The sequence below is a fragment of the Collinsella aerofaciens genome (assembly GCF_964283865.1).
GTDB lineage: Bacteria > Actinomycetota > Coriobacteriia > Coriobacteriales > Coriobacteriaceae > Collinsella.
In genome coordinates this window covers 60490-85233 of sequence record NZ_CAXYLS010000002.1, presented here as the reverse complement: position 1 = coordinate 85233, position 24744 = coordinate 60490, and the positions used below count along the sequence as shown (strand labels likewise).

Below are 24744 nucleotides of genomic sequence, written 5' to 3'. Positions count from 1 at the left end.
TTACGTGAAAGGGGCCTCCATGGACCTTGCCGATATTCGCCAGGCCATCGATGGCATCGACACCACGCTCCTCAACAGCTTTGTCGAGCGTATGGACATTGCCACCGAGGTCGCCAAATCAAAGATCGAGATGGGCAAGGCCGTCTTCGACCCCGCCCGCGAACGCTCCAAGCTCAACAACCTCGCCGGCCGCGTGCCCGAGCGCTACGAGGCCCAAACCATCGCCTTGTTCCGTCTCCTCATGAGCATGAGCAAGGCCGAGCAGCAGCGCTACATCAACGAGCTCAAGGGCATCACCGTCTCGCAAAAGGCCCATGCCACGGAATCACCCTTTAACACACCCTTCCCCCAGACGGCTAGCGTCGCCTGCCAGGGCGTCGAGGGCGCCTACAGCCAGATCGCCGCGTGTAAGCTCTTCGATGTGCCCGATATCGCGTTCTTCGAGACCTTTGAGGGCGTTATGCGCGCCGTGCGCGACGGCTTCTGCGAGTTTGGCGTACTGCCCATCGAAAACTCCACCGCCGGCTCGGTCAACGCCGTCTACGACTTGCTCGCCCAGTTCGACTTCCACATCGTGCGCTCGCTTCGCCTCAAGATCGACCACAACCTGCTCGTCAAGCCCGGCACCAAGCTCGCCGACGTGCACGAGGTCTACAGCCACGGCCAAGCCATTGCCCAGTGCGCCGGCTATATCGAGAACCGAAACCTGCACGCCACCAAGTACCCCAACACCGCCATGTCGGCCGAGATGGTTGCCAACTCCGAGCGCGCCGACGTCGCCGCCATCGCCTCGCGCAGCTGCGCCGCGCTGTATGGCCTGGAGATACTGGAGCCCAACATCCAGGACTCGGACAACAACTACACGCGCTTTGTCGTCATCAGCCGCGAGCCGCGCGTCTATCCCGGTGCCAACCGCACCTCGCTCATGATCACTACGACCAACGAGCCGGGCGCACTCTACCGCGTGCTCGAGCGCTTCTACGCCCTCAACATCAACCTCATCAAGCTCGAGAGCCGCCCCATCCCCGGCCGCGACTTTGAGTTTATGTTCTACTTTGACCTGGACTGCCCCTTTGGCAGCAGGGCCCTCGACGACCTGCTCGATTCCATCGACGACGTCTGCGAGAGCATTACCTACTTTGGCAGCTACACGGAGGTGCTCTAGATGACCGATGCCGCCGCAACCCGCCCCTACGGCGTGCTGGGCCGCGTGCTGGGCCACAGCTACACCCCGACCATCTACAAGGAGCTCGCGGGGCTCGAGTACGTGCGATTTGAGCGCGAGCCCGAGGACCTCGAGGCCTTTATGACGGGCGACGAATGGGAGGGCACCAACGTGACCATCCCCTACAAGCGCGCCGTCATGGAATACCTGGACGAGCTGAGTCCGCTGGCCGAGCGCATGGGCAACGTCAACACCATCACGCGCCTGACCGACGGCCGCCTGCGTGGCGACAACACCGACTACTTCGGCTTTCAGTGCCTGGTCGAGGAGTTGGGCATAGAGCTTGCCGGCAAGAAGGCCCTCGTGCTCGGCGCCACCGGCGGTGCCGGAACCACGGCGAGCATGGTGCTCGGCGACCTGGGCGCCATCGTGGTGCCCGTGGGCCGCACGAGCGAAGTCAACTACGACAACATCGCGCAGCAATTCGATACCGCGCTGCTCGTTAACTGCACGCCCGCCGGCATGTTCCCCCACTGCCCCGACGCGCCTTGCACGCTCGAAGGGCTCGATGCGCTCGAGGGCGTTATCGACATTGTCTACAATCCCGCCCGCACGGGCCTGATGCTCGAGGCCGAGCGCCGCGGCATCCCCTTCATCGGCGGCCTGTTGATGCTCGTGGCCCAGGCGGCACAGGCTGTCGAGCGCTATACCGGCCAGATTACCCCGCGCGAGCGCATTCTGGACGTAACGGAGCGCCTGTCCCGCCGCGAGCAGAACATCGCGCTGATCGGCATGCCGGGCTCGGGCAAGACCCACGTAGGCGAGCAGATCGCCCTGCTCACGGGTCGCGAGCACATCGACCTGGACCGCGCCCTCGAGGAGCGCCTGGGCATGCCCTGCGCCGACTATATCGTCGAGCGCGGCGAGGCGGCCTTCCGCAAGCAGGAGACAGCGGCGCTGGCCGACGTCTCCAAGCGCAGCGGCTTGGTGCTTTCCACGGGCGGCGGCGTGGTCACGCGAGACGAGAACTACCCGCTGCTGCACCAGAACAGTCAGATCGTGATGCTCAACCGTAAGCTTGACGAACTCGCCCACAAGGGACGCCCCATCACCGCCCGCGACGGCATCGATAAGCTCGCCGAGCAGCGTATGCCGCGCTACCGCGCCTGGGCCGACTACATCATCGACTCACGGGACTGCACCGCCAACACCGCGGCTGCCCTCCTCGACACCCTTCCACCCGCTCTCTAACCAAAACCACCACAAAGGGGACAGGCACCTTTATGGTGGTTTTTCATTTCGCCTCTCCGCCCGCCCAACCACAAAGGAAGCAACCATGAAAGCACTCGTCATCAACGGCCCCAACCTCAACATGCTCGGCATTCGCGAGCCTGGCATCTACGGCAGCGACAACTACGACCGCCTGGTCCAGATCTGCAAGGAGGCAGGCGCCGCGCAGGGCTTTGACGAGGTCGAGGTCTTCCAGTCCAACCACGAGGGCGGCATCGTCGACAAGATCCAGGAGGCATACGGCAAGGTCGACGGCATCGTCATCAACCCGGCGGCTTACACGCACACGAGCGTGGCCATCCTCGACGCCCTCAAGGCCGTCTCCATCCCCGCCGTAGAGGTCCACATCAGCGCCGTCGAGACGCGCGAGGACTTCCGCCAGGTGAGCTACGCCCGCCTGGCCTGCTTCGCCACCATCACCGGCGAAGGCCTCCAAGGCTACGCCCACGCGTTGGAGCTGCTGAAAAAGCATCTCGAAAAGTAAGCCTGCAACACTACCGAATAAATGACAGCGGGGAGAACCAACTTGGTCCTCCCCGCTTTTAATTACGCCTTCTTGATCACGTACGCCAATCCAATATCGCAGGCGCAACGCACAATTGACGCGAAGAGCCACGATGCTGGCAGCGTCATAAGCAGAGGCATGGTCTGCCAAGGAATAAACCAATCGACCGCGTGGATTGCAAAGATGGCAAGACTGGCCTGTCCGCAGAACACGAGCGCTTGTTCAAAGGACCCCAAAACCGGCACGTCTTTCAACTTCTCCAGCGCTATGGAAACCCAGCACACGCAGTAGCTGCCGGCAAGAGCGGCAACTGTCGCAACCACAAACCCATCCACGCGGCGGCTCGAAAGCTCAAGCCCACTCAGCGCGGCAAGGACAAGCCAAGCGACACCGACTCCAATAAACAGCAGGGGCTTGCCCACGCTCGGCTCGAGCCCCCTTTGGCGTGCCGTATAGCCAACCCACATCAGCAGCACAATATAGCAGCTCAGATCCAAATCGAGCGGCAGGTAAACACCAAAATAGCGAGACACGCTCAAACCGCAAAAGGCAATCGCGGCACAGACAACGCCCTGCCAAACAGCCCCAATCCCGTGGCGATCAAACAGCCGCACAAGTACATTAAACAGTAGGCGCGACGTAAACAGCGCCGCTAGAAACCATGCCATGCCAACGGCGGCAACACCAAACCCAGGCACATCAACGCCAGAGGCAAACAGAATCGTCTCAAGTTCCGCAACCAGCGTACCGCCCGTCAAAGAAGCGCCGCTCATCAAAAAAGTCGGCATCTGCCACGCCAAGGCAAGAACAAGATATGGCACCAGAAGACGCGGCACCGATCCGCTCAGCAGCTCGCGCCACGGCTTCGGCCTAAACGTATACCCGGCAAGAAAAAAGAACACCGGCATGTGAAACGAGAAGATCGCGTGCCGCAAGGGAGAAGGATTTGGGACGGTGTGCCCCACAATGACCAAAATCATTGCAATCCCCTTTGCAATATCGATCCAGTCGAGCCTTTTGTTTCCCATGGCGAACCCTTCAAAACCGCAGCACACAAGATGAAAAAAGCCCAGACCACCAAGCGGTCCGGGCTTAATAAACGATGGTGCTCCATGGCGGATTCGAACCGTCGACCTTGGGATTAGAAGTCCCCTGCTCTATCCAACTGAGCTAATGGAGCATATAACCGCACACCCAAGCAAGCGCAAGCCTGTCAGGCGCAAGTAATTATAACCTAGTTGAACTGCTCGCGGTACGCCTTGCAGACCTCATCGACCGGGCCATCCATGCGAAGGTCACCCTTCTCAATCCAAACGGCACGCTGGCAGATGCGCTCAACCTGCTCCATGGAGTGCGAAACGAACAGAACCGTCACGTCGCCGCTCTGGATAAAGTGCTGGATGCGGGCCTCGCACTTCTGCTGGAAGAACACATCACCGACGGACAGCGTCTCGTCAACGATCAGAATATCGGGCTCGGTAATCGTCGCGATTGCAAAGGCAATACGCGCAACCATGCCCGAGGAGAAGTTCTTAAGCGGCATGTCGACAAAGTTCTGAAGCTCAGCGAACTCGATAATGCCGTCAAAGTTGACGTCGATGAACTCCTTGGTATAGCCGAGCAGGGCGCCGTTCAGATAGATGTTCTCGCGGGCGGTCAGCTCGGGATCAAAGCCGGCACCAAGCTCAATCAGCGGCGCGATGTTACCGTGCACCTTAACGCTGCCCTCGCTTGGCTCAAGCACGCCAGCGATAATCTTGAGCATCGTAGACTTGCCGGAGCCATTGGTGCCAACCAGACCCACGACCTCGCCACGATGAATATCAAACGAAATATGCTTAAGCGCCCTAAACTCCTCAAAGAACAACTCGTGCTTGGCAAGCTTGATGAAGTACTCCTTGAGGTTGGTCAGCGACTCGGACGCCATGTTAAAGATCATGGTGACGTCGTCGACCTCGACAGCCAGAGGCTGCTCGCTGTAATCAACAACAGATTCAGTCATCACAGCACTCCTTAGATGTAGAGGATGAACTTGCGCTCGGACTTATGGAACACGGTATAGCCAATAACAAGCGCAAGGACCGCCCAAGCAGCGCACATACCAAACGTCATAAGCGAGGGCGTAGTTTGGAACAGAAAGATATCGCGCATAAACTGCAGGTAGTTGTACATGGGGTTCGCATACATCAAGATACGCACGAGATGCGGCATTTGCGCAATATAGTCAGTCGTCCAGAAGATGGGCGTAATATAAGTCCACGCCGTAATGACTACGCTCCACAGATGCATAACGTCGCGGAAAAAGACCGTAAGGGCAGAGAGCATCATGCCCAGGCCCATGCAGAAGCACATAAGCAGCAGCAGGCAAACCGGCAGCAGAATCAGGTGCCAAGAAGGCATAACGCGGAACCACAGCATGACGATGGCGACGGCGACCAGCGAGAAGGCAAAGTTCACCAGCGAGAAAAGCACTTTCTGCACCGGGAAGACCCAGCGGTGCACCTTAACCTTCTTGAGCAGAGGGGCAGCACCCACGATCGACGTTAGGGCCTGGTTCGTGGACTCGGACATGACGGCAAAGGTAACGTTACCCACGATCAAGTACAGCGGGTACATCTCGGGCGTCATTGATCCATTGCGGCCCTGGCCAAAAATCGTCGAGAACACGATGGCCATGACGATCATCATCAGCAGCGGGTTGAGAACCGACCATGCGACGCCCAGAACGCTACGGCGATACTTGATCTTAAAATCCTTGGTAACCAGCTGACGAAGGATAAACGCATCCTTCTCAAATTCGTTCTTAGCAAACGTCGCAGGCAGACTGCGAGTTTCTTGTTGCTTTGTCTGATCCGACACGGATGCAACTCCTTTACTCGTAATCGTTGACAAACGAACAGTATAGACCCGACGGCCATGCAAACGATTCGCGCAACAAAACTGGAGAACTAACCCACATCTTAGGATGCCAAGCCCAAACGGCTATACTTTCAAGGATTGAATGTATAAGGAGCATTGAGTGAATTCTGAATCCATCGCCGTCATCATCCCCTGCTACAACGAAGCGCTCACGATCGGCAAAGTCATCGACGACTTTCACCGCGAGCTTCCGCAAGCGACGGTCTATGTCTATGACAACAACTCGTCGGACGATACCTCACGCATCGCCACCGAACACGGCGCCACGGTCCGCTTTGAGCCCCGTCAGGGAAAGGGCAACGTATGCCGCCAGATGTTTCGCGACATCGACGCCGATTGCTACCTGATGGTCGACGGAGACGACACCTACCCCGCCGAGGCGTCCAAAGCCCTCTGCGAGCCCATCCTTAACGGCACAGCCGACATGACCGTAGGCGATCGTCTCTCAAATGGCACCTATGCCGAGGAAAACAAGCGTGCCTTCCACGGCTTTGGTAATAATTTGGTCCGCTCCATGATCAAGTGGATCTATGGCTACAGCTTCGATGACGTCATGACCGGCTACCGCGCCATGAGCCGCCCGTTCGTTAAAACCTTCCCTGTGCTTTCCGAGGGCTTCCAGATCGAAACCGAGCTCTCGATCCACGCCGTCGACCACCGCTGGCGCATCAAAGATGTGCCCATCGAGTACCGCGACCGTCCGGAAGGTTCCGAGTCCAAGCTCAATACCGTGAGCGACGGCATTAAAGTCGTTGCGATGATCGGCACGCTGTTCAAGGACTACCGCCCGCTGAAGTTCTTCAGCCTCGTCGCGCTTCTGTTTGCGGTGATCGGCCTCGCCTTGGGCATGCCCATCGTTGTCGAGTATTTCCAGACCGGCCTCGTTCCGCGCTTCCCCACCGCCATGCTCGCCGCGTCGTTTATGTTCCTGTGCGGTCTGAGCCTTGCGACCGGCTTCATCCTCGATTCCGTGGCAAAGGTCGAAAAAAAGCAGTGGGAGGTCAACGTGTACAGCAAATACGCCTACGACGACCAGCCCGGCCACCCTACTTCCAAGCCAAGCGAGAGGTAAACCACCATGCCGCTCATCTCCATCGTCGTACCGAGTTACAACGAGCAGGAATCACTTCCGATCTTTCTCAAAGAGCTCGATGGCGTCGTTCGCATCATGACCCGGCAAGACCCCGGCATCTCCTTTGAAGCCGTCCTCATCGACGATGGCTCGGCAGACAAAACGCTCGCCGTCATGAAGGCGGAAGCCGCGGCGGCGCATCCATACGCCATCCGCTGGCACTCTTTCTCGCGCAACTTTGGCAAGGAGGCGGCACTACTCGCCGGACTCCAGCACGCAAAGGGCGACTATGTCGCCACCATGGATGCCGACATGCAGGACCCGCCCTCGCTCCTGCCGCAGATGTACGAAATCTTGCAGACCGAAGACTACGATAACGTCGCCACACGCAGGACCACCCGCGAAGGCGAGCCTCCCATCAGGTCGTTCTGTGCCCGTATGTTCTACAAGATCATCAACCGCATTTCCAAGGCCGACATCGTCGACGGAGCACGCGATTTTAGGCTCATGAAGCGACCTATGGTCAACGCCATCATCTCCATGGGCGAATACAACCGATTCTCCAAGGGCATTTACGGCTGGGTGGGCTTCAAGACCAAATGGCTCCCCTACGTAAACGTCAACCGCGTCGCGGGCGAGACCAAGTGGAGCTTTTGGTCGCTGCTCCTCTATTCCATCGACGGCATCGTCGCGTTTTCCACGGCGCCGCTCTCCCTCGCCGCCCTCACGGGTATCGTCTTCTGCCTCATCGCCATCATGGGATTTATCGTCATCCTGGTCAAAACGCTTGTTTGGGGCGATCCCGTAGGCGGATGGCCCTCCCTTGCCTGCCTCATTACGCTGTTTGGCGGCATGCAGCTCCTGTGCCTGGGAATCATTGGCGAGTACCTAGCAAAAGCCTACTTGGAGGCCAAGCACCGCCCCATCTATATCATTCGAGAATCCAACGAGGAATCTGATGACACGGCCCAATAACAGCACGCTCAAGAATGTGGCGTTCTACGCCGCCTGCTTCACGTTTCCCATCGCATTTTTTGTCGCACTTGCAGAGGCGGGGCATGTCTACCCCTTTGGCGACAACTCGTTTCTCACCAACGATCTCAAATACCAATACATCGACTTCTTCGCGTGGTTTCGCCGCGTCCTTTTAGGCGAGGCAAACCTTCGCTATTCCTTCTCACAGGGCCTCGGTATGAACACATGGGGGCTCTATAGCTACTACCTCGCCAGCCCCTTCAACCTGCTCTGCGTGCTGTTTCCCGCAGACAAGCTGACGCTCTTCGTATTTGCCATAACCGCGCTCAAGCTTGGCTGCATCCACATCAGCAGCGCTTGGTATGTGCAAAAGCGCTTTGACCTTTCCAAGCCCGCCGCATTCTTGCTATCCCTCTCGTTCACGTTTTGCAGCTGGACCATCAGCAACCTGCGCAACCCACTCTGGATTGATTGCCTGATCCTGCTGCCCATCTGCGCCTACGGATGCCACGAGCTCATCCGCAAGCAGTGCATGATCCGCCTCGTCATCACAACGGCGCTCAATGTCATGTTCTGCTGGTATACGGCCTACATCAGCATCCTGTTCCTCTGCATCTTCGTATTGGTCGAATTTGTCGATTATGTTGCAGAAGAAGGTTTTAGCTGGAAGCTCATGCTCGATCGGGCCCTGCGATTCGCAGGCGCCATCGTGCTCGGGCTACTTCTGTCCGCTTGGACCTTTTTGCCGACCATCCTTGCCATGTCCAAGGGCGGCCCCGTCCTAGCCCTCGGGCCGCTGCTTAAAACCAGCCTCAAATCGCTCATCAGGGGCTTTCTCCCTGGCATGTGGGTGAACAACGATAGTACACCGCAGTTCTATTGCGGCGTCATCATGATGCTGCTCGCGGTGAGCCTGCTGTTTAACCGCACGGTTTCGATCAAGACACGCATCGCAACGCTCGTCGTCACGATAATCCTGGTCGCCAGCTCCGTTTTGAGCCCGCTCGAGTACATCTGGTGCGGCATGCGCGTGCCCAACGGATTCTATTCGCGCACGACTTTCTTGCTGAGCTTCTTTGCGCTGTGGGCAGCGGGCTATTCGTTGCAGGTGTTCGAGGGCCAGCCCAAATTTCGTCATGCCTATCGACCAGCCGTCGTATTACCAATCCTGACAATCACCGCAATTGAGTTGTTTATCAACGCCCATGTGATGTGGAACCAACTGTACGCAGGCTATTCCGAAGAAGCCAACAGCACCTATGTCGCCACCGCAACCAACACGATCACAGCCATTCAAGACCAGGATTCTGCGTCATTCTACCGCATCGATCGAACGACCACGCGTGCCGATAGCGCCGCCCTCAACGAAGGCCTAGCGCTTGGGTACAACCAGTTGTCTTCGTATTCGTCTGCCAACAACCCGCAGGCCATCGCACTGCTCAACTCCCTTGGATACAGCAGCGTCGGCGAATTCTCGACCCGTTATGCCGAGCCCATTCTCGCCGTCGATGCCCTATTGGGAGTTAAGTACGCCATTCCTGAAAACGCGCCTGCAGGATACGTTTCGGCCAAGACGAATCAGGCCGACTCCACAAGCTCGGTGTACGAGAACCCCTATGCGCTCAGCATTGGCGTCGCAGCCTCAAGCGATATCCAAAACAGCACGCTGAAGAGCGAGAACCCCTTCGAAAAGCAGAACGACCTCTACAGCAAAATCCTAGGCCGCAAGGTCGAGCTCTATACCAAGATCGAGGCCGCGAGCACGGAGAATAGCGATAGCTTAAAGCAATGGAGCGTTACTCTTCCGGCAAGCTCCATCGGGTATCTCTACATCAACAAAGATGCGACCGCCGGCAGTTATTGGCCCGTCGCCCTTACCATCGACCAGCGAGCAATCGAAAACGAGGCCTGGAGATTCGACAATAATATCCGCCAGATTGCGGATGCATCGGACACCCCGAGCCAGCATACGGTGTCAATCGGAGTCGCAGAGGGCTATACAGACATGCCCCAAGACAATGAGCCGGTCTTTTACGCCCTCAATCTGGATGTTTTCGAGCAGATTATTAACGAGCTTAAGGCGAGCGAGTTTATTACGACGGTTTTTGAGGACGGAAGGATCGAAGGCGAGTATACCGCCAAGGATGACGGCAACCTGCTGTTGAGCGTTCCGTACGATGAGGGCTGGAACGCAACGGTAAACGGAACCGCCGCAGAACTAACGCCCGCCGCCGATAAGGGCTTGTCGTCCCTTAACATGCAGAAAGGCGCGAATAAGATCGTGATGACCTACAAGACTCCGGGCGCCCTTGCGGGGCTTGCAGTGAGTCTGGCGACCGCCGCCGCCCTTGTTGCAGCGGGTCTATACGCCAGGCATAAGAAAAGCCGCCGTTAACAAGCGGCGGCTTTTTCTCTCGAAAAGTTAATAACGGCTAGAGCGTCTTGAGGTACTCCCCCAGCTCTTCCTCCCAGTCGGGCATGTGGAAGCCTGCAGCCTCGAGCTTGGACAGGTCGAGCGCCGAGTGGACCGGGCGCGGGGCGACGGGGCCGGCGGCGTTCGCGTAGTAGTCGGCGGTCGAAACCGGCACGACCCTCTCGCCGTTGCCGTTGGCGGCCTCGAAGACGGCGCGGGCGATGTCCGCCCAGGACCTGACGGCGCCGGAGCCGGTGCAGTCGTAGGTGCCGTAGGGGGCGTGCGTGCCCAGCACGTGGAAGATGGCCTCGGCCATGTCGCGGGTGAAGGTCAGGCGGCCCAGCTGGTCGTCGACGACCGTGACCTGCGCGAGATTGTCCTCGGGGTCGGCGACGCGGTCGGAGAGCCCCTTCATGGTCTTGACGAAGTTATGGCCCTCGCCGATGACCCAGCTGGAGCGCATGATGTAGTGGCGCGGGCAGCCGGCCACGGCGATGTCGCCGGCCGCCTTGGTCTGGCCGTAGACGGACAGCGGGCTGAGGGGCTCGTCCTCGGTGTGGACCTCGGCCGTGCCGTCGAAGACGTAGTCGGAGGACACGTGGACCAGGGTGATGCCGTGCTCGGAGCAGGTGCGGGCGAGCAGGGCGGGGCCGGTCGCGTTGGCCTTCCAGGCGTTGACGCGGCCCTCGGGGGTCTCCGCCCTGTCGACCGCGGTGTAGGCACCGCAGTTGATGACGGTGCCGTAGAGCGACCAGTCGTAGCGGGAGTAGGCCTCCGGGTCGGACATGTCGAAGGTGTCGATGTCGCAGAAGTCGAAGTCCTTGGCGACGCCGCGCTCCTCGGCGAGCTTGCGCACCGCATGGCCCAGCTGGCCGTCGCAGCCGGTGACGAGGGTGCGCTTCGGCGCCATCGGGACGACGTCCTTCAGCATCGGGTGGTTGAGGTCGGCCTCGGATACGGTGGCCTCATCGAGCGGGATCGGCCACTCGATGGCGAGCTCGGGGTCGGCGAGGTTCACGAAGGTGTAGGTCCTCTTGAGCTCCAGCGACCAGTGGGCGTCCACCAGGTAGGTGTAGGCGGTGCCGTCCTCCAGGGCCTGGAAGGAGTTGCCCACGCCGCGCGGGACGTAGATGGCCTTACTCGGGTCGAGCGTGCAGGTGAACACCTTCCCGTAGGTGGCGCTGCCCTCGCGCAGGTCGACCCAGGCGCCGAAGACCGAGCCTCGGGCCACCGAGATGAACTTGTCCCAGGGCTCGGCGTGGATGCCGCGGGTGACGCCGCGGCTGTCGTTGTAGGAGATGTTGTTCTGGACGACCCTGAGGTCGGGGATGCCCAGGGCGGTCATCTTGGCGCGCTGCCAGTTCTCCTTGAACCAGCCGCGCGAGTCGCCGTGGACGGCGAGGTCGACGACCTTCAGGCCCTCGATGCCGGTCTCGGCGACGGAGAGGTCCTTCTCGAATGCGATGTCTGCCATGTGGGAAAAGCTCCTATCGAAGAGGTTGGGTAACCGGGGGCGCCCGCGCGGGGACGCAGGATCATCCCCATGCCCTGCGGCCCCGCGANNNNCCCCGCCCCCCCCCCCCCCCCCCCCCCCCCCCCCCCCCCCCCCCCCCCCCCCCCCCCCCCCGCGGTGCGGTTCGCCGGGGTCCGGCCTACTGCCCCTGGGCGCGGTAGCGTGCCTCGGTGGCCTCCTTGGCCGGGCGCCACCAGGGCTCGTTGGCGACGTACCAGTCGATCGTCTGCTTGAGCCCCTCGGCGAAGTCGGTGTGCGCCGGCCTCCAGCCCAGCTCGCGCTGGAGCTTGGTCGAGTCGATGGCGTAGCGGCGGTCGTGGCCGGGGCGGTCGGCGACCCAGTCGAAGTCCTCGGGGTCGCGGCCCATCGCCTCGAGGATCATGCGCAGGACCGTGATGTTGTTCTTCTCGCCGTCGGCGCCGATGAGGTAGGTCTCCCCCATGCGGCCCTTCGTGAGGATGTCCCAGACGGCCGAGGAGTGGTCCTCGGTGTGGATCCAGTCGCGGACGTTCTCGCCGCGGCCGTAGAGCTTGGGGCGCACGCCGTCGATGATGTTCGTGATCTGGCGCGGGATGAACTTCTCCACGTGCTGGTAGGGTCCGTAGTTGTTGGAGCAGTTGGAGATGGTCGTGCGCAGGCCGTAGGTGCGGGTCCAGGCGCGGACCAGCATGTCGGAGGACGCCTTGGTGCTCGAGTACGGGCTGCTCGGGTGATACGGCGTCTCCTCGGTGAACTTCGCCGGGTCGTCGAGCGCAAGGTCGCCGTAGACCTCGTCGGTGGAGACGTGGTGGTAGCGGACGCCGTATTTGCGGACGGCCTCCAGCAGGCGGAAGGTTCCCTCGACGTTGGTGCGCAGGAACGGCTCCGGGTCGGCGATGGAGTTGTCGTTGTGGGACTCCGCAGCATAGTGGACGATCGCGTCGTGGCCGGGGACGATCCTATCGAGCAGCTCCGCGTCGCAGATGTCGCCCACGACAAGCTCCACGCGGTCGGAGGGCAGCCCCGCGATGTTCTCGGGGTTGCCGGCGTAGGTCAGCTTGTCCAGGACGGTGACGTGGACGCCCGGGTGGTTGTCGACCACGTAGTGCACGAAGTTGCTGCCGATGAAGCCGCAGCCGCCCGTGACGATGATGTTCTTAGGTTCAAAAATCTCAGACATGAATCTCCTTTTTTCGCCTACTAGAGATGTAAGTACTTAAACATTTGAACATATGAGCCTTCAGCAGAATCAGAATCTTCTCCTGCAGGTTTGTTTCTTATGCCAAACTCTCTGTATCCCATGCGACTATAGAACTCAATAAGACCAGGCTCATTGACAGAGTCCAGAAACACAAACCTTCCGCCAACAAGACGCTGTATGTCAGAAATAGACTTTTCAACGAAAGCCATGAGTTCTTCACCGGTTACGCGACCTATACCTGAATCGCTTTTCCCAAATTGCGCCAACAGAACACAAGGCAAATCAAAACAACCAGTTTCTGGTCTAAGTTCACCAAAAGAAGCCAACTTCTTGTGAGCTGTTTTTGAAACGACATTCTCAGGAATGGAGGCAATCTTTAGAGCAAGGGCATAAAAGCCAACTAAAGCGGCCGCATCTGTATCAAATACAAGATAAGAGGCACAGAAACCCCTCAGGTTAAAATCAAACGTGTTATAACGAACAAAATCCTCTATATCCTTGTTACGTTCACAGCGAAAAGAGGAGAGAACGTCCGAAACCTCGTCCTCTCCTCGCGCATTAAGTAATTGGAGTAAAGAATACGATACAAGCGCCATTTCTAGAAGCCCATCGATTTAAACAAAGAATCGATGGCCTTCTTCATGTCTGGCGTCAAAGACGGATCCGAAGGCGATGGCTTGAACTTCAAATCCTTGGTTACGCCTTCATCATATGCGTCGCACAACGCCTTTACGCCCTGAGGAGAGAGCATCCTAATCGGTGTTTTTAAACTTGAAGTAGCCATATGCCCTCCTTCCCTTAAAAATATCTACTTAGATTATAACCGAAAATACGAACACATATTCGAATTGCCCGATTATCATGAAATTCTAACGCAGCTTCTTACTTCGCTTGCTGCTCAAGGCGCTTTACAAGCTGTTCCTCAGAATGGACAAACTCAAATGGTTCATACTCGCCATATGCGGAAGGACGACTGATGTTAATGAGCTGAAGGTCAGAGATGCCGAAACGATCCTCTATCCTTCGCATCATCTCGACAAGTTCCTGGCCTGGCTTAACGGCCATTACCAACGAACCTTGCTTAGAAAACCACTTAGCAACCAGATAACGCATCAGCCAACTCGCCTCCTCAGTACGAAAGGGATGAGAGCAGCTCGACGGAGAGGCCATCGCGCTCCAGAATATCAGTCATCACTCATCCCCTTTCACCAGGCAATTAGTACTCGCGCGGGCTGTTGACGATCTCGCCGGCGGCGACCTTCTTCAGGTGCTGCCCGTAGACCGACTTGCCGTAGGCCTTGGCCGCCTCCTCGAGCTCGGCGGTCGTGATCCAGCCGTTCTCCCAGGCGATCTCCTCGGGGACGGACACGGGCAGGTCCTGGGAGTGCTCCACGGCGCGGACGAACTCCGCGGCCTCGTGCAGGCTCTCCATGGTGCCGGTGTCGAGCCAGGCGTACCCGCGGCCCAGGGTCACGACGGACAGCGTCCCCTCCTCCAGGTACATCTGGTTGAGCGTGGTGATCTCCAGCTCGCCGCGCGCGGAGGGCTCCACCCCATGCGCCTTGGCGGCCACGTCGCCCGGGTAGAAGTACAGGCCGGTGACGGCGTAGGAGCTCTTGGGCTCCGCGGGCTTCTCCTCGATGGACACGGCCCTGCCCTCGCCGTCGAACTCAACGACGCCGAAGCGCTCGGGGTCGTCCACGTGGTAGCCGAAGACCGTGGCCCTCCCCGACTCGGCGTTCTGGACGGCGCGCGTCAGGTGGCGCGACAGGCCGTTGCCGTAGAAGATGTTGTCGCCGAGCACGAGGGCGCACGGCTCGCCGTCGATGAATTCCTCGCCGATGGTGAAGGCCTGCGCCAGGCCGTCGGGGCTCGGCTGCTCGGCGTAGGAGAGGTTCACGCCGTAGCGCGAGCCGTCCCCGAGCAGGCGCTCGAAGTTGGGGAGGTCGGTCGGCGTGGAGATGACCAGGATGTCCCGGATGCCCGCCAGCATGAGGGTGGACAGCGGGTAGTAGATCATGGGCTTGTCGTAGACCGGCAGCAGCTGCTTGGAGGTCACGAGCGTGAGCGGGTACAGGCGCGTGCCGGACCCGCCGGCGAGGATGATGCCTTTCATAGAATTCCTCTCAGTTGACAATCGTTAGGCAAAAGCTGCTAATTGCAAACAACGATTAGACAAACATATTTATTAAAATTATATGCGCCAGCAGCGGCTTCCTCCTCATTCTCTTTAAAACGGACAGTAGAAACACGTAACTCTTTCTGCATTTATCGCGAGGTAGGAAATGAATAAGTACAATGAGCAGTGTCCAACAAACGAAAGGCAAACAATGCGAGTCGAAACAACCGGAGTATGCAGAGGAAACTGGAAAATCTACCAGCAGCTTAAAATAGAAGGCATCCATGAAGGCTCCAGCATAAAAGCTCAAGCGGCAACGGTTGACGACCGCCGTTTACCTTTGTCTCTTCTAAAATTCAAGGACAATAACGGCGAATCAGACTCATACGTTCTTGTAATCCCCGACCCCGACACCCGATCCATTAAAGTTGAGTTTAGCGAAATCGGCAAAGACGGTCGTAACCTGAGCAGCGACTCCCTTTCGCTCAATTGCAAGAACATCAAATGGGAGTCGCGTCTTAACTACAAAATTAAACCTGACATGTGCAGCAAACTCAGAAATTACGATGACGTTTCAGAGTTTGAGATGGCGACGATTGATTTTTGGCAGTGCATCGAAGATTCAAACGAGTATATCCTGAGGTGCACGGTTAGAACACCGTACCGCAACGACTCGCAAATCAAACTTCGCTGCCTCGATCGGTTCCTCAATGAGGTTGAGCTGAGCATAGTCAACTTCGGCTCAAATGTAACGAGTGTTGGATTTACATCCGAGAAAAAACAACTTGAAACACAGCTCTCGATCCGCATGCCAAAGGCGTTTGATCGTTACTACTTTATAATTGGCGATCAAAATCACCCTTCATTCAGTGCATTTGACTGCTTAACGCCTGATAAATTAGGCTTGCTTCTTGAGGAGACCAACTTCCTCTTTACCCATGCGCAGTTTGACCCTGAATACCCCGAATGGTTTACAGAGCATAAGGCAACCATTGGCGCACTGGAGAAGCAGAGAAAAATCGTCTTCAATAGCGCTCCGAAATTCAGCATCATTGTCCCTCTTTACAACACGCCCATTTCGTTTTTTAACGATATGGTCGAATCCGTAAAAAACCAGTCTTATGCAAACTGGGAGCTCCTCCTAGTTAATGCAAGCCCTGACAATCAGGAACTAAAGGCTCGCGTTGAGCAGGAAACAGCCCGCGACAACAGAATTAAGTCAATTAATCTTACCGAAAATAAGGGTATTTCCGAAAACACAAACGCAGGCGTTGCCGTAGCTTCGGGCGATTTCGTTAGCTTCTTTGACCATGACGACATTCTTGAACCGGACTTGTTGTTCTCATATGCCGAGGCAATTGAAAACAATAATGGCGTCGATCTTCTTTATTGTGATGAAGATAAACTCATGCCCGATGGAAAGTTAGCGCAGCCGTTCTTTAAGCCGGATTTCAATATCGATCTGCTCAGAAACAATAACTATATCTGCCACATGCTTACCATCCGTAAGTCCCTGCTAGACACTCTAGAGCCGAACACAAAAGAGTTCGATGGAGCACAGGATCATAATCTGACTCTCCGCGCCGTGGAAAAGGCAAGGAAAGTTCATCATGTTGCGAAGGTTCTATACCACTGGCGCCTAAGCGAGACCTCCACCGCAGCAAATGCCGATAGCAAGCCGTATGCCACTATCGCAGGTATCAAAGCGGTCCAGAGTCATTTGGACAGGCTTGGGCTCAATGCGAAGGTCGAACAAGCGCGTCGTCCCTTTACATATAAAGTAACCTACGCTGTGCCAGATTCCCACCCACTCGTGTCAATTATCATCCCGACTAAAGACCACGCCGACATTCTGAACAACTGCATTACATCAATTGTTGAGAAATCAACGTACGACAATTACGAGCTCGTCATAATCGAAAACAACAGCACAGAAAAGGTGACGTTCGATTATTACGATAAGTTGCAAGCAAAATATCCTGACATCGTTCGTCTTGTAACTTGGGAACACGAATTCAATTTCTCCAAGCTCATGAACTTTGGCGTTGCTCACGCCAAGGGCGACTATCTCTTGCTATTGAATAACGATACTGAGGTAATTACGCCCAATTGGATCGAGACCATGCTTGGCATCTGCGCACGTGAGGATGTTGGCGCAGTCGGTGCAAAACTCTACTATCCCGACAACACCATTCAGCACGCGGGCCTATGCGTCACTGGCGGCGTGGCGGGACATCTTTGCCAGAGCATGCCAAGGAATAATTGGGGCTACTTTGCACTCAACGATGCGCAACAAGACTTCAGCGCTGTCACTGCAGCTTGCATAATGACCAAGCGTAGCGAATATGAGAAAGTCGGAGGTTTCACCGAAGAGCTTCAAGTTGCATTTAATGATGTTGACTTTTGCTTAAAGCTACGCGAGATTAACGACCTGATCGTATACACGCCCGAAGTCGAGCTCTATCACTACGAGTCGATTTCTAGAGGCGTTGAAAACAATACGGAAAAGCAGATTCGGTTCCACAAAGAAGTCGCATACATGAATTATCGCTGGGCAAAATACTATGTCGAAGGCGATCCGTACATTAACCCAAATTTCAGCGTGGGAGAACCCGGAAATCGCTACTATCATTTATAAAGTGTTAGCTTAATTCTGCGCTTTCTAATTTTAACCTTATTAAAATGCGACTAATAGATAAGGGAATCGAGGGTCAACCCTCGATTCCCTTACTATGAATAATTGCATTCCATACATGATATACAGTTAAGAAGCGTTTGTGATTCGATACACAAGCAGGCGTTGATTCCGCATGCTGGCCAGAATCCGCATCATTCCAAAGGCGTATTTAAAACCCAGCCCCACTGTGGTATAGCGGTAGTGTGGTAGTAGTTCAGCCACCAAGCAAGTGATGTTGTCCTGATGTAACCGATGTTATCCATAACCATACCGTTTCCGATATAAATAGCAATATGGCCCCAGCGGGCACCAGCACTTGTATGAGTATGCGTAGGGACCGCAACGATCATTCCAACTTTAAGCTGAGATATATCTCGGCTGTAACACCAATTCCAGAACATGTCGCATGCGTCGCCGTTGGGATATGACCCCAGCACGGGGTAAAACACATGGCTAACCCACTCCGAGCACAGTCCCGCCCCAGGAGAAGGAACGCTATGGCAACGATTAACGATCTGGGACTGCAAGGAGGCGCGCGCGGAGTGCTCAGGCTCCACCCAAGCACCTGAGGCATTAAAGAAATACTCGGAGTCTCCAATTCTGTTCCAGCCATTTACCATTTGTCCAGAAGACATAAGGTAGTACCACGTTCCATCATCATCGAGGAACCAGCCAGTATTCATAGCTCCGGATTCGTTGTCGAGGTGATACCACCTACCGTCAATGAATCGCCAACCGCGCTGCAGAACCCCATCTGAGTCTGTGTAAAACCACACCTGTTCAGCTGAGGACCAATACCAGCCAGCGACAGGCTTTCCCTCGGGATCCCTGAGCTTAATTCCACCCGCGCCGTCCTTGACGCCCGAAAGCACAATCGCACCACTGCTGCACGCATAATATACGTTTTCATCTTGTGAGAAGACCCAAGTGTTGCACTTTAATGCACCGCCGCTATCCGGATCCAAATAATAAATGGAGCCATTTACAGTTTGAAATCCTTCCAGCATGGCGCCATTATTATTGGGGTCTAGCAAATACCAGCTAGAACCATTGTAAAACCACCCGGTACGAATCTCTCCCGATGCGTTGGAGCAATACCATGCCCCATCGTTAATAAACCAACCGGAGCTCATAGAACCGGATTCGGAAAAATGATACAAAGAGCCGTTAACAAGCCTAAAGCCCGTAGCCATTAATCCAGAAGGCTCAAGCCAGTACCAAGTATTGCCAAGGAGTAACCACCCGGTCTGCATAGCGCCCGAACTGTCCAAATAGTACCAGCTATCATCAATTAAAACCCAGCCGGTCTTCATTGAACCCGATGTCTCGTCAAGGTAGAACCAGCGCCCACCGGTGGCAGCCCATCCCTTCAAATGTGCACAGGAGTTAGAAAATAAATGCCAGCCATCGTTCAAGTATTTCCAGCCAGTAGCTGCATAACCTTCGGAATCAAAATAATACTCCGCCCCTCTAATGGACAGAAAACAGTTTGACGGCCAACCACCAGCCTCATATCTCCACCACCATTTACCGTTTTGGTAGGCCCAAGAACCAGGAAGAGCGATGTTATTATCAGAGGAACGAACGATCTGGAACGACAGTTGAGAGGTAACGCCGGCGTAATTCCCTAGCCCATTCACTCTTATAGTGGCGCAGCCAGGGGCAACATTATCTGAATACGTGACTTCATAATCGATTCCGCTTGCTAGCACAGAACCGCTGGCAGTCAAAACAGAGACATCAGGAGTAATCACATCGCCAGTATATTCATATATCGACGAATCGATAGATGCTTTGAAATTATCGGAATCCAAAGTCAAACGATCGCTACCTGATGTCCCAAATGCTTCCTGACCCGATTGAACCAAAGAGCCATCAGTGCCTTCAGCCACGCAATCTTCAGTTAATGAAAATGCGATTGCGGGCCATAAAAGAGAGATGAAACAAATAGATGTTAGACAAACCACGCTGATTAAACTCAGATGTCGATTTTTCATCATTTTTCTCTTCTCGCCAAATCAAATTAACCTTTGAATATCCAGATGCAGTCGACCCAGAGATGCAGTTCCCAAATTAATTAATATGCAAGACAACTCGCTTGATACGTTGCACCAGATAAAACGATAAGACACTCAACATAGGGATTGTCTATTTGTTAGACAATCCACAACCAGCAGTCGAGCGCGATCAATGGTGCACAAACTTAGGAGCCCTAATGAGGGATAGCCGAAGGAACTGAATCAAACCATGTATTGAGCTCATTCATGATCAGACCTTTTCTCAAGCTCTTTTTCGAGCAGGGCAATCCTATGAGTAAGGTTTTTGATCGCCAAAACATGACGACTCGCGGCAACGCTAAGAGACAGAGAGATTGCAAGCAACAGCACGATTGCAACCAAAAAAAGGAAATTGGCCGGGTTGACAAACCCAATAGCTGTTGAGCAACTATAAATAATCTGAGGACATAAATCACAGATCAAGGCCGCCATACACATCAAAATCCACAGCAAAGAGTACTTAAGAAGCATCTTTCCGTTGGACACGAGACGTAAAACATAGACGAGGAATCCGCCGAAAAAGAGGGCCGCACCAATCCTCAAAATAAGATTCATTATTTGTCTCCCCTATGAACCCAGCACACAAGGATAATGGCTAACGTAACCTTGACCATATAGTAGACGGAAGAGAAGCCCCCGATAGATGAACGTCCACCTTGGCGCTCATTCATCTTTACAGGCGCTTCCATAACGGGAAGACCAAGCTTCATAGCCAAAGCAATCGACTCTGGCTCCGGGTAGTCATCAGGATAACTCTTGCAGAACAGGTCGATAGCATCTTTATTGCAGGCCCTAAAGCCAGAAGTGGGATCGGTGACCACCTTACCCGTAAGCAACTCGAGCAAAAATGAAAGCCACCTGATTCCAACACGACGCATAAAAGTTGATTGAAAACCATCAGTCTCAACCAGAAATCGAGAGCCTATCGCCAAACTCGCACCGCTCTCAATCAGCTTTACAAGCTCAGGAATATAAGAAGGATCATGTTGGCCATCGCCGTCAACCTGAATGTCGATATCATAGCCAAATCTCTGGGCATATTTATGGCCCGCTTGGACCGCTCCACCGATACCAAGGTTCTGCGGCAAATCCAATATGTTGATACCATGCTCTCGACAAAGCTCAAGCGTTGTATCTTGTGAGCCGTCGTTGATTACGACATAGTCATAACCCGCAGCTTTTATAGCTGCAACGGTATTGAGAATGCACTCCTGTTCGTTATAGGCAGGAATTATTACGAGAACACGCAGATGTCCTTTTGAACATGTCGTTGAAGTAAAAGACAATCGAGATTCATCCATTCCAAAAACAGTTGGCTCTTAGCGACGCCCAAAGAATTTGCGACTCTTACAGTCCAACGCATAGCTTAACTCAGACTTAAGTTTACTGTATCCTGTCTAACCATTAGGAAGTTACATCTCAAGCTTAGATATTTAGCTTGCTCAACTAGGGCACACATGGAGTCCCCATCCATCACCGCAGGAAAAGGACCCCTTGCAGTTCTGCCTCAAATACGGGGCGCATGTCCTGAGCGAACCCTCAACGCCGTCCCATTCGATCCAATCGAATCCAACTAATTGCCCACTCCTACTATAACCATGACCTATATCGCTAATTTAGAAAAAACGGATATACAGAAGCTCGAACATCACAAAATACAGCAGCGCAAATGGAGCCCCGAGCATAAAGGCTGTAACTTTAGCCTTCACCTCCTCATCGCAGTAAATAGGGAACCTGAGCAATAGACAGGCAAAAGGTATTATCAAAGGTATGAGATATCGCGCTTGGACACCCGCAACTGTCTGGCTTCCAACTCCTGTAAAAGCGATGTATAGAGCCAAAGCAACTAGGTGGCAAGTAGCAAGAACCAGGAATAAAGTCCAAACAATTCCGCAACGGCTAAGCTTTATTTTAGTATCTTTTTCATTATCAATAATGCAAATAGCTTCAAACAGCATGATGGGGAGATACGAAAGCCATGGGAACAGATTAGACACGTCCCCAAGATAAGCCATATTCGTTGATATTGAATTGAGAAACGCCGGGGTCAGCATCGATCCAAAAACGAAATTCGAGATTACAGCTATAGTTCCAACTGGATTTGCAAGCACTCCCGTCGTTTGACCAGCCGTAGAGACTTCGGAGCCACCACGTGCATCAGAAATATTATTTACGACAGATGAGAAATATGGCGTCAAGAAAGATAGGATCATAATGGCACAAACGAATAGAGCAGTACCAATCAAGATACGTCTTTGCTTGCTTGAAACATATTTATTTGCAGGAATTAAAAGCGCAAGTCCAAATAAGGGAAAATAAATCGCTTTAGCTGCAAACCCGATTGCAAAAGATAGTAGAAATGCGAAGAACGTTTTAGCAGAAATATCCTCTTCAGAAATAAGCATCTTCAACAAAAGAGCTGTTCCTAGCAAACTGAACGATATCACACAGGGATCATACGAGTAACTGGCTGCCATTAACACAGCAGACGGGAACAACGCAATACAAGTGAAAAGACATTTTCTGCAAGGGGCTATACGAATTGCGATTCCGCAGATAACTGCATACGCAAACAAATTAAAAATTTTACCCAATGCAAATTTGATAGAGAATGGGAGATGAAGCAAGCGACCCAAACAAAGGCCGATAGATGAAGGAATATAGGCAATTTTAGAAAGAGCCACACTATCAAAACAATTAAAACGTTCGATACCTTCAGCTAAATCATTTTTATCAGCCTCTCTGACCAATTGCTCAACAGAGCCACGGTTAAACTCTCTTGTTTCATCTATTGGGTACTTACCCAAAGCTGCATCCAAACTAAAGCCGTCCCCCATATAAAACTGCTCGACTATCATTCGGTCAGAATTTGTTATTTCAGCATTTGTGAGGTAGGAAAAACTGTTTGCATTTCCATAGTGGACCTCATCATCCCATGTCAAAAAATTTGTAACGGGAAAGCAAATAATTACGGATAGACCAATTGAGACAATGCATGCGAAAGCGAACAGTTCGGGCTTCAGATAAGAAATGCCCCCATTAATAGCAATCAATCCGATCAAAACCGTAATGGGCAAAGCAGACGCGAACAACACCGTCTTTGACTTATCGAGCGGAATGCCAATAAAAGCGATTAAAACAGCAAAGCCAACAAAAACCGCCAAATAAAAGAAACACTTCTTAGCATCAGTTTTCTTAACCGAGGTTACGAAGCTCTTCATCAGGCCATAGCAAAGCTCAATTCCCTGGAACGCTAAAACTAAATGAAAGCATATAACCAGACCTGAGATATTCCATGCACCAAGACCGAAGGGGCCAAACGTCTTCGCGCCAGCCAATATGATGAAAACTAGCAGAAAGCTGCTGAGGATACTGGACGCGACGAGAACGGTTATCTGACGAATAGCATCACCGCTCGACTGTGATTTCGGTTGCAAATATAAGCACGCAACAGCAACGACATCGCAAAAGAGTTCAAGAATGAATAGATTTAAATTCTTATAGTGCAATGATGTCGCGACAGCTAACAAAAGAAGTCCCAGCCCAAAGATGGCAAGCGCGTACTCGCTTTTCTTAATTGCAGGATTATTCAAAACGTGCATCTCCAACTAAAGACAAAATCGAATAGGATAAGTCGACAATAACAAATTCGGGTCTTAGATCCAACTTCACTCAAAAGCTAAGTAAAAGCCAGCCAAGTATCACTTAGCAAATACAAAACGCCTTCTCGACATCTATAGCAGTGGCGTCCCAGCTATATCGATTTTCAACAAGGGCCCTAGAGTTTCGAGACTGTAGAGAAAGCAGCTTTCGATCATCAAAAAGCCTGCATAATGCCGAAACCACCTCATCAGATGACATGGACTGAATTATCGTGCCGTAGCTATCATCTGGAATAAGCTCGTGCGCGCCTCCCACATCTGTTACCACAGCAGGCGTTCCGCAAGCTGAAGCCTCAAGAAGTACCGTCGAAAAGCCTTCGGACCGAGTTGGAAGACAAAGCACATCTGCTTGCTGAAGTAAGGAGGAAATGTCCTCTGCGCTACATCTCCCAAGCCAAAACAAGTTCGACGAACAGGCTTCCTTGACTTCATTGGCCAGCGGACCATCCCCTGCAAGAACAAAACAAATATCACGCTTGGTAATATCCTTTGCGCGAGCTGCCTCAATAATTGAATAAATTCCCTTTTCAGGAATAAACCGCCCAACAAAAGCCACAACTAAAGATGATTGAGGGACACCTAATTCTGATCGGAAATCTCTACCCGAAGAGATGCTCCTATAAATTGAAGCATTGATTGAGTTCGATATTACGCCCTTTGCACCGATATTAAAATGCTGAAGCCATTCAACGCTTTTAGAAGAAATCCCATAGAAATCAGGTTCAAACGTCTTTACGCGATCAGTAATCCAATCCTCATATCGGCGCACAAAATAATCAAGGAATGGCTGATTGAAAGAAAGATACGCTGAACCATGGTCGAGAACGACGGCCCTAGTGTTATGATCCACAGCAAACTTCAGCCCTTCGAGTGAGAGGGGGAAAAGCCTCGTGTTGATAAGTACGCCGTCCCACTCATAATCATCAAGGCTTTGCAGGAGCCGGTAATAATCGCCGGTTTTTTTGGGAAGAGGAAGCCTTCCATCAAGCAATGAAATACATGGAAGCCGAATTATCTCGAGACCGTTTTCGACTGAATGACCGACTCCTACGCGCATTGAATCATTAGTAACGATAACCACCCTGTCGCCGCGGGCAGCTAGGGCATGAGCGAGACCATCGACAAAATTGCCAATTCCACTAAGTTGCGGGTGATAATGATGGGTGAAAATACAAATAGAAGAACTCATTACATAAC

General features: G+C 53.7%; 21 protein-coding genes and 1 tRNA gene. 7 read left to right on the top strand and 15 right to left on the bottom strand.

All coding sequences use genetic code 11. The features are described from left to right. Positions 1–19: 19 nt before the first annotated feature. From pheA to aroQ, 3 genes are all read left to right on the top strand, one after another. On the top strand, positions 20–1165 hold the full coding sequence (gene pheA, locus ACRX4W_RS01780; RefSeq protein WP_432298964.1) for a prephenate dehydratase: 1146 nt from the start codon (positions 20–22) through the stop codon (positions 1163–1165). Further along, on the top strand, positions 1166–2416 hold the full coding sequence (locus ACRX4W_RS01775) for a shikimate kinase (protein WP_432298963.1): 1251 nt from the start codon (positions 1166–1168) through the stop codon (positions 2414–2416). A gap of 85 nt (positions 2417–2501) precedes the next feature. Continuing rightward, the gene (gene aroQ, locus ACRX4W_RS01770) at positions 2502–2939 is read left to right on the top strand and encodes a type II 3-dehydroquinate dehydratase (protein ID WP_432298962.1); all 438 of its coding nucleotides are present in this window, start codon (positions 2502–2504) and stop codon (positions 2937–2939) included. 62 nt (positions 2940–3001) lie between these two features. Here aroQ and ACRX4W_RS01765 read toward each other — a convergent pair whose 3' ends face one another. The 4 genes from ACRX4W_RS01765 to ACRX4W_RS01750 all read right to left on the bottom strand — a co-directional run bounded on the left by ACRX4W_RS01765 (position 3002) and on the right by ACRX4W_RS01750 (position 5819). Continuing rightward, complete coding sequence (locus ACRX4W_RS01765) at positions 3002–4015, bottom strand: acyltransferase family protein (protein ID WP_432298961.1); 1014 nt, start codon at positions 4013–4015, stop codon at positions 3002–3004. A gap of 48 nt (positions 4016–4063) precedes the next feature. Continuing rightward, positions 4064–4140 (bottom strand) — tRNA-Arg (locus ACRX4W_RS01760). Between the two features lie 54 nt (positions 4141–4194). Beyond that, entirely contained in the window at positions 4195–4962 is a 768-nt protein-coding gene (locus ACRX4W_RS01755) for an ABC transporter ATP-binding protein (protein WP_118334449.1), read from the bottom strand. A gap of 11 nt (positions 4963–4973) precedes the next feature. Continuing rightward, positions 4974–5819 carry an ABC transporter permease gene (locus tag ACRX4W_RS01750; RefSeq protein WP_231501564.1) on the bottom strand — a complete coding sequence of 282 codons (846 nt, stop codon included), beginning with the start codon at positions 5817–5819 and terminating at the stop codon, positions 4974–4976. A 160-nt stretch (positions 5820–5979) separates the two neighbouring features. Between ACRX4W_RS01750 and ACRX4W_RS01745 the strand changes: the two genes are divergently transcribed. Genes ACRX4W_RS01745 through ACRX4W_RS01735 form a run of 3 tightly spaced genes read left to right on the top strand, consistent with a single transcriptional unit; the run spans position 5980 to position 10321 of the window. After that, positions 5980–6951 (top strand): glycosyltransferase family 2 protein, encoded by a 972-nt coding sequence (locus tag ACRX4W_RS01745; RefSeq protein ID WP_118334448.1) that lies wholly within the window; start codon positions 5980–5982, stop codon positions 6949–6951. Positions 6952–6957: 6 nt separating this feature from the next. Beyond that, positions 6958–7926 carry a glycosyltransferase family 2 protein gene (locus ACRX4W_RS01740; protein ID WP_118334446.1) on the top strand — a complete coding sequence of 323 codons (969 nt, stop codon included), beginning with the start codon at positions 6958–6960 and terminating at the stop codon, positions 7924–7926. Beyond that, positions 7910–10321: a YfhO family protein gene (locus ACRX4W_RS01735; RefSeq protein WP_118334445.1), complete on the top strand. Its 2412-nt coding sequence runs from the start codon at positions 7910–7912 to the stop codon at positions 10319–10321. Before ACRX4W_RS01740 ends, ACRX4W_RS01735 begins: the two co-directional genes overlap by 17 nt. 37 nt (positions 10322–10358) lie before the next feature. On the opposite strand, the gene ACRX4W_RS01730 is transcribed toward ACRX4W_RS01735, so the two are convergent. From ACRX4W_RS01730 to rfbA, 6 genes are all read right to left on the bottom strand, one after another. Continuing rightward, positions 10359–11813 carry a sugar nucleotide-binding protein gene (locus ACRX4W_RS01730; RefSeq protein WP_432298960.1) on the bottom strand — a complete coding sequence of 485 codons (1455 nt, stop codon included), beginning with the start codon at positions 11811–11813 and terminating at the stop codon, positions 10359–10361. 178 nt (positions 11814–11991) lie between these two features. Then, positions 11992–13011: a dTDP-glucose 4,6-dehydratase gene (gene rfbB / locus ACRX4W_RS01725; protein WP_124786119.1), complete on the bottom strand. Its 1020-nt coding sequence runs from the start codon at positions 13009–13011 to the stop codon at positions 11992–11994. 20 nt (positions 13012–13031) lie between these two features. Then, positions 13032–13628, bottom strand: coding sequence for a hypothetical protein (locus tag ACRX4W_RS01720; RefSeq protein WP_117774325.1), 597 nt, complete (start codon positions 13626–13628; stop codon positions 13032–13034). A gap of 2 nt (positions 13629–13630) precedes the next feature. Beyond that, positions 13631–13816 (bottom strand): hypothetical protein, encoded by a 186-nt coding sequence (locus ACRX4W_RS01715; RefSeq protein WP_089573662.1) that lies wholly within the window; start codon positions 13814–13816, stop codon positions 13631–13633. Positions 13817–13914: 98 nt separating this feature from the next. Further along, entirely contained in the window at positions 13915–14145 is a 231-nt protein-coding gene (locus tag ACRX4W_RS01710; RefSeq protein WP_124786118.1) for a DUF6718 family protein, read from the bottom strand. A gap of 103 nt (positions 14146–14248) precedes the next feature. Beyond that, positions 14249–15148: a glucose-1-phosphate thymidylyltransferase RfbA gene (rfbA, locus tag ACRX4W_RS01705; RefSeq protein ID WP_124786700.1), complete on the bottom strand. Its 900-nt coding sequence runs from the start codon at positions 15146–15148 to the stop codon at positions 14249–14251. Between the two features lie 169 nt (positions 15149–15317). On the opposite strand from rfbA, the gene ACRX4W_RS01700 reads away from it, so the two are divergent. After that, positions 15318–17789 (top strand): glycosyltransferase family 2 protein, encoded by a 2472-nt coding sequence (locus tag ACRX4W_RS01700; protein ID WP_124786117.1) that lies wholly within the window; start codon positions 15318–15320, stop codon positions 17787–17789. Positions 17790–17980: 191 nt separating this feature from the next. On the opposite strand, the gene ACRX4W_RS01695 is transcribed toward ACRX4W_RS01700, so the two are convergent. The 5 genes from ACRX4W_RS01695 to ACRX4W_RS01675 form a co-directional block, all read right to left on the bottom strand. Then, on the bottom strand, positions 17981–19825 hold the full coding sequence (locus ACRX4W_RS01695; RefSeq protein WP_432298959.1) for an N-acetylmuramoyl-L-alanine amidase family protein: 1845 nt from the start codon (positions 19823–19825) through the stop codon (positions 17981–17983). A gap of 261 nt (positions 19826–20086) precedes the next feature. After that, a complete protein-coding gene (locus ACRX4W_RS01690; protein ID WP_432298958.1) occupies positions 20087–20440 on the bottom strand; it encodes a DUF2304 domain-containing protein in 354 nt (117 codons plus the stop codon). After that, positions 20440–21186 (bottom strand): glycosyltransferase family 2 protein, encoded by a 747-nt coding sequence (locus ACRX4W_RS01685; RefSeq protein ID WP_271739581.1) that lies wholly within the window; start codon positions 21184–21186, stop codon positions 20440–20442. Before ACRX4W_RS01685 ends, ACRX4W_RS01690 begins: the two co-directional genes overlap by 1 nt. Positions 21187–21501: 315 nt before the next feature. Continuing rightward, a complete protein-coding gene (locus ACRX4W_RS01680) occupies positions 21502–23478 on the bottom strand; it encodes a DUF2142 domain-containing protein (RefSeq protein WP_158564980.1) in 1977 nt (658 codons plus the stop codon). 112 nt (positions 23479–23590) lie between these two features. After that, on the bottom strand, positions 23591–24736 hold the full coding sequence (locus tag ACRX4W_RS01675; protein ID WP_117786524.1) for a glycosyltransferase family 4 protein: 1146 nt from the start codon (positions 24734–24736) through the stop codon (positions 23591–23593). Positions 24737–24744 lie beyond the last annotated feature (8 nt).

What these genes read in the sequence shown, in the direction of transcription:
- ACRX4W_RS01735 (WP_118334445.1), top strand. Translation starts at nt 7,910, where the DNA reads ATGACACGGCCCAATAACAGCACGCTCAAGAATGTGGCGTTCTACGCC.
- ACRX4W_RS01755 (WP_118334449.1), bottom strand. Translation starts at nt 4,962, where the DNA reads ATGACTGAATCTGTTGTTGATTACAGCGAGCAGCCTCTGGCTGTCGAG.
- aroQ (WP_432298962.1), top strand. Translation starts at nt 2,502, where the DNA reads ATGAAAGCACTCGTCATCAACGGCCCCAACCTCAACATGCTCGGCATT.
- ACRX4W_RS01675 (WP_117786524.1), bottom strand. Translation starts at nt 24,736, where the DNA reads ATGAGTTCTTCTATTTGTATTTTCACCCATCATTATCACCCGCAACTT.
- ACRX4W_RS01775 (WP_432298963.1), top strand. Translation starts at nt 1,166, where the DNA reads ATGACCGATGCCGCCGCAACCCGCCCCTACGGCGTGCTGGGCCGCGTG.
- rfbA (WP_124786700.1), bottom strand. Translation starts at nt 15,148, where the DNA reads ATGAAAGGCATCATCCTCGCCGGCGGGTCCGGCACGCGCCTGTACCCG.
- ACRX4W_RS01700 (WP_124786117.1), top strand. Translation starts at nt 15,318, where the DNA reads ATGAATAAGTACAATGAGCAGTGTCCAACAAACGAAAGGCAAACAATG.
- ACRX4W_RS01710 (WP_124786118.1), bottom strand. Translation starts at nt 14,145, where the DNA reads ATGCGTTATCTGGTTGCTAAGTGGTTTTCTAAGCAAGGTTCGTTGGTA.
- pheA (WP_432298964.1), top strand. Translation starts at nt 20, where the DNA reads ATGGACCTTGCCGATATTCGCCAGGCCATCGATGGCATCGACACCACG.
- ACRX4W_RS01695 (WP_432298959.1), bottom strand. Translation starts at nt 19,825, where the DNA reads ATGAAAAATCGACATCTGAGTTTAATCAGCGTGGTTTGTCTAACATCT.
- ACRX4W_RS01685 (WP_271739581.1), bottom strand. Translation starts at nt 21,186, where the DNA reads ATGGATGAATCTCGATTGTCTTTTACTTCAACGACATGTTCAAAAGGA.
- ACRX4W_RS01715 (WP_089573662.1), bottom strand. Translation starts at nt 13,816, where the DNA reads ATGGCTACTTCAAGTTTAAAAACACCGATTAGGATGCTCTCTCCTCAG.
- rfbB (WP_124786119.1), bottom strand. Translation starts at nt 13,011, where the DNA reads ATGTCTGAGATTTTTGAACCTAAGAACATCATCGTCACGGGCGGCTGC.
- ACRX4W_RS01740 (WP_118334446.1), top strand. Translation starts at nt 6,958, where the DNA reads ATGCCGCTCATCTCCATCGTCGTACCGAGTTACAACGAGCAGGAATCA.
- ACRX4W_RS01720 (WP_117774325.1), bottom strand. Translation starts at nt 13,628, where the DNA reads ATGGCGCTTGTATCGTATTCTTTACTCCAATTACTTAATGCGCGAGGA.
- ACRX4W_RS01730 (WP_432298960.1), bottom strand. Translation starts at nt 11,813, where the DNA reads ATGGCAGACATCGCATTCGAGAAGGACCTCTCCGTCGCCGAGACCGGC.
- ACRX4W_RS01690 (WP_432298958.1), bottom strand. Translation starts at nt 20,440, where the DNA reads ATGAATCTTATTTTGAGGATTGGTGCGGCCCTCTTTTTCGGCGGATTC.